Genomic DNA, 11,049 nt, shown 5'->3' on the forward strand with positions numbered 1-11,049 from the left:
CACCAGGACCACCGCCTCCACGGAAACCGCCGCCCGGCCCGCCGCCGGGACCGCCACCTCCACGAAATCCACCACCGCCTCCGCCGCCGTGGAAGCCGCCACCCCCTCCACCACCGCCGCCCGGATGGGCGAAGGCCGGCGTCACAGTCCCGATGGCCAATGCGACCGCAAAAGTATGTGACAGAAGTTTGAGATGCCTGCTGATCATTGGCTCTTCTCCCGGGTTAGATAAACGCTCCATTTCTTTCGGGAAAAAGAATGGCTTCCGGCACAAATGGAATGCGTTGTCAGGTCTGTTTCATCCGATATGGGAACGATCGGCGGTGGGCGCGATGTCGTCCACGTCATTCCTTGGTGGATAACTCTGCATAGCACTAACAGACTGCCTGTTTATGACCGAATGAGGACATGAATCCGATGGAGTTGTTCCTGTTTGTAACAAGCGCTTCAGGGGTTCCCCTCCGAGAGTGTGACAGTCGGAACTTCTCCAAAGCTGTTGTTGCTGCGGTCAATATCGGGAATGACCCTGTCCGGGTCCAGAATGGCCGTACGGACGGGTTGTGTGCCAGCCACCTGAACGATTAGTTCGTTTTTCAGCATCCATGTTTCCGTTGGAATGCGAATGCGGGCGGAACTGCCATCCATCCACGTCACTTGCAGCACCACCGGCAGGGGCAGCGAGCCTTTGTTGACGACACGGACCAGTGCGCCTTTCCGTGGATCGTTATCGACATAGGACACGGGGCCGGCGGCATAGTCCGCGCCCCAGTTGTTGAAATACCAGCCGCGCCAGAACCATGAGAGATCCTCGCCCGTTTCACTGTTCATGAAGCGGAAGAAATCCGATGCGGTGGGGTGATGGAAAGCCCATTCCTGGATATAGGCGCGAAAAGCCCGGTCGAACCGATCCGGTCCGATGATCTGCTCCCGCAGAAGTGTCAGACCATAGGCAGCTTTGAAATAGGTGACATCGTGCCGGTATGTTTCCGGAACCGTATCGGATGGCGCCATGAGAACGGGCGCTGCCGAGTCTTTCAGGACGCGCACGATATCCGTTGCCGGATTACCGGACTCCGGCGCGTATTGCGGGTCTTTCTTGGGGGCGAATTCGCCGTTGTTGAAGTGAGCGGTCGCCAGAACATCGATGAATGTATTGAAGCCCTCATCCATGAAAGCCTGTCGCCGTTCGTTCGAACCCACCAGCATTGGGAACCACTGGTGGCCCTGTTCATGCGTCGTAAGGGAAAACAGGGCGGGATCGCGGACTTTCATGCCTTCGAACGCGATACCCGGATATTCCATCGCTGCGCCGTGTCCTGCGGCATTGATGGCGTTCGGCCAAGGATACGGCGCCCACTGATTGGAGAAATATTCGATCGCATGTTTCACGTAGCTCGTGGACCGATCCCATCCATGCGCACCGATGCCTTCCACTGGATAGAAGGACATGGCGAGACGCGGCTGTGTCTGTCTGTCTTTCTCTGATCCTTCAGCAAGGGGCGGAAGATTGAGGCGCGCCGCATCCCACAGGAAGGCGGCCGAGGTCATGAAAGCGACATCACGCGTATGCGCCATGTGGAAGCGCCAGGTTTTGGTCGGCGCTTCGGGCTGAGTCGGCTTTTTGTCTGATTTCGCTGCCGTGTCCTGTGGCGCTGCCGGAGGGGTTTCGACCTCGGCCTGTGTGCGGATCATCACGCGCTCATCGCTTTTGGCCGCCTGCGCGAGCCGCTGCCGCTGCTCCTGTGTGAGCACATCGGTGGGATTGGTCAGCACGCCGGAGCCTGCGACAACGAATGAGGATGGAACTGTTACGCTGTAATCGAAATCGCCATAATCAAGATAGAATTCCTGACCGAGATAGGGTGCCGTGTCCCATCCACGAATGTCGTCATAGACAGCCATGCGCGGGTAGAACTGGGCGATCTCGTAAATGTCGCCGTTCCTGCTTTCGGATACGGCTGTACGACCGCCCCAGCTGCCGGGAATGGTGTAATGCCAGACAATGCGGAGCTTGCGCTTTTCTCCCTTGTGCATCGGATCTGCCAGCGGGAGCTGCATCCGTGTGTCGGAAATGACGGGCACCAGCGGTGTGCTGCGTCCCGCATCTTCAATCGAGGCGCTCTCGATGACCATTCCGTCGGTGTGCTGCGTATGACGTTCCGGATTGGCGAAATCCGCCCGTGATCCTTCCCGATACATGTTCTGGTCGAGTTGCACCCACAGCACGTCCAGATCGTCCGGACTGTTGTTGGTGTAGGTGATGATCTCGCTACCGGAAAGCGTCTTGTTGGTTGTGTCGAGGGCGATTTTTATGTCGTAATCCGCCCGGTTCTGCCACAGTTGCGGGCCACGGCGGCCCCCGCCCGACCGATAGACGGTGGGCGCGTCCGGGTAGGAAAGTGGTGCGAATATGCGGTGTGGATCTGGAGAAAGCGCGCCTGTGTCGGCGGCGTGTATCGTGCCGACGGGAGAGATCATGGTTGTTGCCAGCGCCGCACAGCAGAATGTCACCCGCTTCAGCGTCGCAAGCTGCTTTCTGTCCATTCGTGCGGTGAATGACGCCGCATATGCGGAGAAAACAGAAGAAAAAAAACTAGGACGCTTCACGATTGCAGTCTCCCGATACCCGTGTCGGCCTTTCTGTCGGACCAGATGACGCCACCACGATGGATGCTGTATCTTCTCCCATTGTATTCCTCACGTGAAGGACACACGATCCAAACCATGCTTCGTCATCTCCTGCCGGCTCTCCTGAGCCTCTCCGTCATGCATGCCGCCTTTGCAGCCCGGGTCGACTCAGAGGAAACGACTACGGCCGCCAGTCGTTTCGAAGCCATCCGCGCTGATCCGGGTCAGCTCTATGTCTTCATGAGGAATTTCCCGAAGGGCGCCGACCTGCACAATCATCTTGTTGGTGCGATCTACGCGGAGCATCTCCTCGAATGGGCGGAACGGGATCAGCTCTGTGTCGACCAGCATAGCGGGGCGATCAGTTCCTCCAAATGCGTTTTTGGCTTCCATCCTTCAAAAGGGGCCGTTCCTTCCCAGCAGATCATCGACGATCCAAAATCCTACGAGAACGAGATCGACGCTCTGTCGATGCGGAATTTTGTGCCCACGCCCGATGACCGTTCAGGCCACGATCATTTTTTCGCTACGTTCGATCGCTTCCTCCCGGCGACCTTTGCTCATGACGGTGACATGCTCGCTGATGTCATGACGCAGGCCGCGCGCGACCATGTTACCTATCTTGAGTTAATGATTTCTCCTCAACTGGGCGACGTCGCCCGGCTGGGGGCTTCCACGCATGTTACGGATGAGAAGGATATTTCGCGCACGGCCACACGGCTGGCACCCCATTTACAACATTATGTGAAACTTGCCCGAGGCGAAACGGACGCCATGGAAAGCAAGGCTCGCACATTGATGAAATGTGGAACGGAGCAGGCAGATCTTGGGTGCAATGTGACGGTGCGCTATCTTTACCAGACGGTACGCACGATGCCGCCGGGCATGGTGCTGTCGCAGATCGCGTTCGGTTATGCGCTTGCGGGAGCTGATCCGCGCTTTGTCGGAGTCAATATTGTGGGGCCGGAAGACAGCCCTGTGGCCATGCGCGATTACACCCTGCACATGCAGATGTTCCATGTGCTTTCGGAACAGTGGCCACATGTGAAACTTTCCCTGCATGCGGGCGAACTTTCCGACAGCCTTGTGCCGCCCGATGGATTGGAAAGCCATATCCGTCAGGCCGTGGAAATTGCTGGAGCTTCCCGGATCGGGCATGGGGTGGATATCATGCGGGAGCGAGACCCGTATGGTCTGCTCGAAGAACTGGCGAAGCGGAATGTTCTGGTTGAAATCAACCTGACGAGCAATGCGCAGATCCTTGGCGTGCAGGGCAAGGATCATCCTTTCCAGACCTATCGCGCGCACGGGATTCCAGTCGCCCTTTCGACGGATGACGAGGGTGTGTCCCGCACGACGCTGACGCAGGAATATATCAAAGCGGCCACAACTTACGCGTTGTCATATGTGGATATGAAAGCTCTTTCCCGCATGGGATTGGAACATGGTTTTATTGCGGGGAAAAGTCTGTGGGACAGCACGCAGCCTTTTCGTCTGAAAACGGCCTGTGCGGAAACTGATCCGCTGACGACACCGGATAATGGCGACTGTCATGATCTTCTGGCGCATAATGAGAAGGCGCGCATGCAATGGAAACTTGAAGGCGATTTCGCACGATTTGAGCACGCGATCGCCAGCGGCGCGTTGTCGCGGAACTGATCACGACTTCCCGTTCGAAGGATATTTTGATGCGTCTGCGTTCTTCCGCTGCTCTGGCCACGGTGTTTGCTCTGATAGGTTTTTCTGCATCGGTCGCAGCCAAACCTGCCCGTATTCCGGTGAGGGTCGTTGTTGTGACGACCTTCGAACTGGGAAGCGATAAAGGCGACACGCCGGGTGAATTTCAGGCATGGGTGGAAAAGCTGCCGCTGGATGAGGATCTTCCTGCGCCGGGCAGCTATCATGAAATCCTTCGCTATAATTCCCAACTGCATGTTCTGGGTATTGTCACGGGAGAAGGGCCGTCGCATATGGCCTCTGCCATGACAGGGCTTGCGCTGGATCCGCGCTTTGATCTGAGGAAGGCTTATTTCATTCTTGCCGGTATAGGCGGGATCGATCCAAACTTTGGCCCAGCAGGATCAGCCGTATGGGCTCCGCGCGTGATCAATGGCGGTCTGGCGCACATGATCGATGCGCGGGAAATTCCTTCTGACTGGCCCGATGGATTCACGCCTGTACAGGGTGACAGCCCGCATATGCAGCCCGTGCCCGACCTTCATTCGCAATGGGGCGATATGGCTTATACGCTGAACCCCGATCTGGTGAACTGGGCATATGGTCTGACACGTTCGATCGATCTTCCAGATGCTGAGCCTCTCAAGGCAAATCGTGCGCGCTACAAAGGTTTTCCAAAAGCACGTCTCCCACCTCATGTCATGCTGGGCGATACACTTTCTTCCGAGACATTTTGGGTGGGAGCGAGGATGAACCGATGGGCCGAGCGATGGGTGCGATACTGGACCGAGAATAAAGGAACTTTCGCGACGACGGCGGAAGAGGATATCGGCTTCATGCAGGCTCTTTCCGCACAGGCGAAAGCCGGTCTAGTGGATATCAACCGTGTTCTCATCCTGCGGGCGGCAAGCAATTATGACATGCCGCCACCCGGAGAAACGGCGGCACAGCTTCTGAGAGAAGAAGCTAATGAAACAGGGTTTTCAGGATTTATTCCATCTCTGGATGCTGCGTGGCGCACGGGGAGTGTTGTGGTTCGCGAGTTGGCACTTCACTGGGACAAGTATGAGAACGTCATTCCGAAAGGTGAGTAAGGAAATGGTTATATTTCCACTTCCCTCATAAATCACTGCATGCAGGCCCAATCGTAAACAGCTTCCAGTCGTGATGTACATGTGCGGATATCATGGTGATTTTCGACGTAAGCACGTGCGTTTTTTCCAAAACGCGTTGCCAGATCGTCGTCTGTCAGAAGGGACATAAGGTGACGGGTCAAAGCCTGTACATCATGTTCCTCAAACGCAAAGCCCGTCTCTCCGTCGACCATTCCTTCTGTCGCGCCTCCATGAGCAGAGGTGACAACGGGGACGCCACTGGCCTGTGCTTCCAGCAAGACAAGCCCAAGCCCCTCTGCATCTCCATTTTTCGCGGTAATGCTTGGCAGACAGAAAACCCGAGCTTCCTTCATGAGCGACTGGATAGTGTCACGATTGACGGAACCCAGAAAATTTACTGACCCTATGTCCTCTGCCTGTCGGGTCAGAGACGCGCTCTCCGGGCCATCGCCTGCGATAATCAGTTTTGCATCTGGTAGACCATTCTTCACATGGCGGAATGCTTCCAGAAGGATGGCAGTCCCTTTCTTTTCCACCAGACGTCCAACAAACAGGATCACAGGCTCCCGGTTTCCCGGTGCGGGTTCTGCAGGCACAAAACGATCGACATTGATGCCAATGTGACAGACGGAAATCAGATTTGCAGGAATGCCTGCCCTGATCGCAGCATTTCGGATCGGGCCAGAGACTGCAACGAAACTGACATGTGGCTTATGGATCAGTTTTGCTAGTTTGCCGGGATAGGCTTTCCAGCGACGTCCTCCTTTTCCAGAAGCGAACCAGTCCATATGTGTGGTGATGTCAGAACCATGCAATGTCACGACCAGAGGTACGCCCAGTCGTTTTGCAATGGGCCATGCCTCGACACCATCGAAACCGAAATGAGCATGAATCAGTCTTGGGTTTACCTGACGGGCAATGGCCATCATTCCCGGTGAAGGGCGATTGAGACGACGCGAAATAACGCCGAGAACTTTCGTGAGGAAGGTAGCAGGTCCCTTGTGAACAGCGCGAACCGGCAGCCCTTCCAGTGGCAGTTTATCAATTTCCCGTTCGCCAATCAGGACAGGTTTCCACCGCTTTAACCAAAGAGCCTGATCACGAACGAAGGTTTCCGATAGAGGGAGGATCTCCGTGCGATAGATGGCGACGGTCTGGCCTTCCTGTTTTGCAGCCAGACGATGTTCAGGGAAACGTTCCGGCATAAGCAGGCGATCGACCACTTCCTGCCATGTCGGGAGATCGATTGAAATATTTTCTTCGCAGGAAACGGCTTTTTTTATGGCGTCGACGATGGAGTTTTTATCACCCGGCGTATAGCCGAACCGACCGGCGACGGTGCCTGCGGCAAAAGTCGGGCATACGGCAGGCTTGCCGAAAAAAGCGAACTGTTTGAGTTTCAGCGAGGTGTCGAAAAGATATTTCGGCATATCGTCACTTTTGTAGGGTGCAATGCCGAAAATACAGTTCTGGAGATAGCCGAGCGTTTCCTCGAAAGGCATCTCGTTGTGGACGATGATATTGGGGCGCTTATCGAGCCCTTCTGCCGCACGTCCTGCACCGATGACATGAAAGTCTATATCAGGGAATTCAGGCGCGGCGAGATTGAAAAAATCCGCATCGAACAGCATGGAGCCGACGGACACACATGCATCCCGGCCGCCGAAGGGCGATGGGCGTGGCCGTTCCATGAGTTCACGATCGACTCCTTGTGGCGCGAAGATACTGCTGTTTTCATGTGGCATGCCTTCCAGAAGCAATGGGGAAGGCATGCGGATCAGATCGATTTTGTCGAAATGACGAATAAAACTGCGTTTGATGGTCTCTGCCGCGCCGACAACCGAGAGATCATCAGAAGCAAGATAAACGATCTTTGCTTTTGGATTCAGCCTTTTTACGTCCGGCACATAAATCGCAGCCATACCGGATTCGATGAACACCGTATCCGCTTCTCTGATCCAGCGTTTCAGGATGGCAGGCATTGTCAGCCGATAGGCGGCAAACATGGCTTCTTCCAGCCAGTGCAGACGGGGATTGCGTAGGCGGAAGGGATGCCAGGGCCAATACTGAAGATAACATTCCACGCCATCGACAACCTCGACCCGGTTGGCGCGATGTTTCAGATCTGTGCGTGTATCGCCACGATGTTCCGAAAGACGGCTGAAACCAGCTGAATAGAAACGGACTGTTTCTCGCTTGGCCAGCTCTGTCGCTATGAAATGGACGCTCGCCTTGCGGCGTGAGCGGAAATCATGGACGGAGAGAACAAGAAAACTGGTCATGCGACGGATGCCTCTTTCTCGTTTATTAGAATAATTCTATGTTTTTTGAAAATTCTGTGTCGAGGCTGACAGATATGACTGACTTCAAAACAAGAAAACAGTCTGGCCAGAAAAACGCAAGGCCAGACTTTCTACATGAGTGAGAAGGTTATTTTGCTTTGCGCGCTGCTGCGATTGCCGCTTTCAGGTCATCTTCAGATGCAGCGCCGGGAATTATGGTTTTCTCACCGATGATGAAGGTGGGGGTCCCATCGACTCCAAGTTTGCGCGCTAGATCAAGATTCTCACGCAGAAGAGCGATAACCGTTGAATCTTTCATGTCCTTTTCCAGCCGGGCGACATCAAGGCCGACTGACTGGGCGATCGAACGGATACGGTCGAGGGATGGAGCGCTGCTATCCGACATCAGGGCATGCTGGAACTTCAGATAAGCATTCTGACGACCCGCTGCGATCAGAGCCTGTGCTTCAAGCTGGCTGTTGGGGCCTAGCACGGGGATAACTTTTTCCACGAAACGCAGATCGGAATCGTCCGCGACCAGCTTGTCGATGATCGGCAGAACCTTGCGACAGTAAGGGCAGCGGGGATCGTAAAATTCGACGACGGTTACTGAACCGTGCGGGTTGCCCAGAACGACATCGGTGTTGGCGGCGCCAAGTTTACCAGCATTGTCATGCACGGCCTGAAGGCTGGCGGCCTGCTGTGCGGCTTCGCCTTGGGCGCGCATGCTGGCGATGGCGTCGCTCAGGATGGACGGATCCTGCTTGAGGGCCTGTCGAACGATCTCGACGATTTCCTTGCGCTGGGAGGGCGTGAAGCTGGTTTCAGCCCGCAGGGGCGTGAACGAGGCGATGGATGCCGCCGTTGCCAGAAGCAGGAGACCGGCGGACTTAGGAAGGATGCGTGTCATGGGACCATGTCTGTAGCGTAAATGGGAGGAACGAAAAACCATAAGTGGTGAAACCATTCTTCGGATGAAAGCCCTTGTCGGTCAGTGGCGCTGCTTGCGTGTCCGGCTCTGCTGACGCAGTACGTTTTCAATCCAGTCATTAAGACGTTTCGTTGTTTCCTCGGCTTCTTCCAGATCGGGATAAAAGTCGGGGAAGCGCAGGGCCAGCCAGCGCCATGCCACCAGACGCTTGTGACGTTTCTCGGCCCTTTCCAGCTCTTCCCGGCCAGCACGCTCCGGTGGCGGGAGTCGTCCGGTTCCCGGTGGCGGGATACGCACTCCGGCGGCATGATCCGCTGCCCATCCGACCAGCCGCCGGATACCGTTGTCACGGTCATCCACCGGACACATTGCGTATGTCCAGCGTTGCGTGAGGTCCAGACCTTCCACCCCTTCCAGCGCCGAGGCGATGGCGAAAGGCTGTTCCATGTCGGCCAGCCGGTAGTTCGGGTCATCATGACGCAGAACAGCGCGGTGAATCCGGGCCAACACGCCATAGAGACTGTCCGAACCGATTTCGGCGGCAATGGCGCGGACGATTTCCGCATCCGGCTGGACGAGGGGGCGCAGCTCTTCCGGCGCGACGGGATCGGCGTTCAGATGGTCGCGAATGAAACGTGGACTTCCCGAGTCCGCCAGCACGGCGACGATACCGTCCTCGTGCTTGCCGAACCGTCCCGCACGTCCACCGATCTGCTTCACTTCCTGCACCGTAAGATCGCGCGTCTGGCGTCCATCGAACTTGCGCAGGGCAGCGAAGACCACTCGGCGGATGGACAGGTTCAGGCCCATGCCGATGGCATCCGTGGCAATCAGGATGTCCGCTGTGCCGGCATTGAAGCGCTGGGCCTCGGCACGTCGCACTTCCGGGCTCAGGGCTCCATAGACCACCGCCACACGGCGCCCACGCTCCATCAATGCTGCACGCAGATCCAGCACCTCGCGACGGGAGAAGGCAATGAGCGCATCGCCCGCTTTCAGCTCATTGAGACGGACAGGGGCCGATGCCGCCCGGAGTGGGCTTTTACGTTGAAGGGAGATTTCGTCGATCGGATCGCCACAGAGTTCGGCGATCCGTCGCACCATCGGAATGCACTCCGGTGCGCCGAGGATGTAGAGATGCCGGGCCGGTGCACCCATGATGGCGGCAGTCCATGCGGCGCCACGATCCGGGTCGAACAGCATCTGCGCTTCGTCGATCACCGCGACATCGACCGGATTGAAAAAGGGGCACATCTCCACAGTAGCGGCCAGGTGACGGCTGCCGGGAATGATCTGGCGCTCTTCGCCGGTGGAAAGTGAGGCTTCCACGCCACGCGCCGCCAGAGCCTCGCGGAATTCATGCGCTAGGAGCCGCAGAGGAGCCAGCGCTAGCCCGCTTTCGGCACGCGCCAGAGCATCAAGGGCGGTGTGAGACTTGCCGCTATTGGTTGGGCCCGTCACCAGCGTGATACGGCGTTCGAGCGCTCGTGCCGTGCGGAAATGGGCGGCGTAGCGGTCAAGGGCCGCCACGCGGGCAATGACGGCGTTGGCGACGTGCTTGCCGACTTTGGGTGGGGCAGGCAGTTGCGTCTCGCGTCGACCTTCACGTCCCCGCTTTTCCTTGCGGTCGAAGAATTCTTCGCCGGTGCGCCGCCATTCCGGCAGTTGTGGGCGCAGGGCGATCAGTTCGTTGGGATCGAACTCCCACAGTTCCTGTCCGTCCCGCTGGCGGATACGGCGGGCGACCGGAAGCCGATTTTCGGCAATCCAGCGCAGCGCCTCCCGTTGCGAGCAATGCAGGATACGCGGCACTTCAGGGAAGCGAACGAGGCTGCTCTCCCATTCGCGCAGGCGTTGCTCCTCGCTCTCCCGCCGGGCCTGAGCGGCCTGTTCGATTGAGGCGGCATTGCGTGCGCGGGCTTCTTCAGTGTCCTGCGCAGAGCCGATGAAGCTCTGTCGATCCGAAACGTCAAAGGCTTCGGCAATCGCTTCCGCCAGTCGCGCGGTCTGGGCGGCGGAAAGAACGCGCCCGGTGTCGAGCAGATCGGCCTGCACGCTGGCAAGAGCGGCCTTCGGTGTGCGTCCCTGTTCGCGGAAGCGGCAGGTCATGACCGGCTTGAGCGCTTCAAGCAGTCCGACGTCCGTGATGGCGGGATCGTCCACCATGATCACAGCCTGCTCCATGTCCTCGCGGGAGACCCAGATGCGCCCGTCACGACGTGTGAGGTCCATCAGGCGGGAGGTCCAGCGCTTGCGTCTGACCGCGCACAGAGCCGCGCGGAACACATCGTCAGGCACTTCATTCGCGCCGGGTGCCAGAGCGCGTCCTATGCGCCTGAGCAGCGCCTGTTCTTCCCGAGGTTCTATGCTCAGCCCCGTGCGGTTCAGCGCCGTCTCAAGGGCGGCGCGCGCCGGG

Annotated in this window: 7 protein-coding genes; 2 read left to right on the forward strand and 5 right to left on the reverse strand. The window is 57.4% G+C overall.

Annotated elements, in window-relative coordinates; all coding sequences use genetic code 11:
- The coding region (locus ABF824_RS13635; RefSeq protein WP_415489552.1) for a hypothetical protein at positions 1–208 on the reverse strand (208 nt) is incomplete at its 3' end.
- Between the two features lie 239 nt (positions 209–447).
- Complete coding sequence (locus ABF824_RS13640) at positions 448–2,478, reverse strand: M1 family metallopeptidase (protein WP_415489557.1); 2,031 nt, start codon at positions 2,476–2,478, stop codon at positions 448–450.
- 246 nt (positions 2,479–2,724) lie between these two features.
- Here ABF824_RS13640 and ABF824_RS13645 point away from each other — a divergent pair, with 246 nt between their 5' ends.
- Together ABF824_RS13645 and ABF824_RS13650 are read left to right on the forward strand one after the other, a co-directional pair.
- On the forward strand, positions 2,725–4,287 hold the full coding sequence (locus tag ABF824_RS13645; protein WP_415489553.1) for an adenosine deaminase family protein: 1,563 nt from the start codon (positions 2,725–2,727) through the stop codon (positions 4,285–4,287).
- 26 nt (positions 4,288–4,313) lie between these two features.
- Positions 4,314–5,399 (forward strand): purine nucleoside permease, encoded by a 1,086-nt coding sequence (locus ABF824_RS13650; protein ID WP_415489554.1) that lies wholly within the window; start codon positions 4,314–4,316, stop codon positions 5,397–5,399.
- Between the two features lie 32 nt (positions 5,400–5,431).
- Here ABF824_RS13650 and ABF824_RS13655 read toward each other — a convergent pair whose 3' ends face one another.
- The 3 genes from ABF824_RS13655 to ABF824_RS13665 all read right to left on the reverse strand — a co-directional run bounded on the left by ABF824_RS13655 (position 5,432) and on the right by ABF824_RS13665 (position 11,021).
- Positions 5,432–7,702, reverse strand: a complete 2,271-nt coding sequence (locus tag ABF824_RS13655; protein ID WP_415489555.1) for a glycosyltransferase — start codon at positions 7,700–7,702, stop codon at positions 5,432–5,434.
- A gap of 148 nt (positions 7,703–7,850) precedes the next feature.
- The gene (locus ABF824_RS13660; protein WP_415489556.1) at positions 7,851–8,612 is read right to left on the reverse strand and encodes a DsbA family protein; all 762 of its coding nucleotides are present in this window, start codon (positions 8,610–8,612) and stop codon (positions 7,851–7,853) included.
- Between the two features lie 81 nt (positions 8,613–8,693).
- Positions 8,694–11,021 carry a helicase-related protein gene (locus ABF824_RS13665; protein WP_415489558.1) on the reverse strand — a complete coding sequence of 776 codons (2,328 nt, stop codon included), beginning with the start codon at positions 11,019–11,021 and terminating at the stop codon, positions 8,694–8,696.
- Positions 11,022–11,049 lie beyond the last annotated feature (28 nt).

This window comes from Acetobacter sp. (genome assembly GCF_047721705.1).
Lineage (GTDB): Bacteria > Pseudomonadota > Alphaproteobacteria > Acetobacterales > Acetobacteraceae > Acetobacter.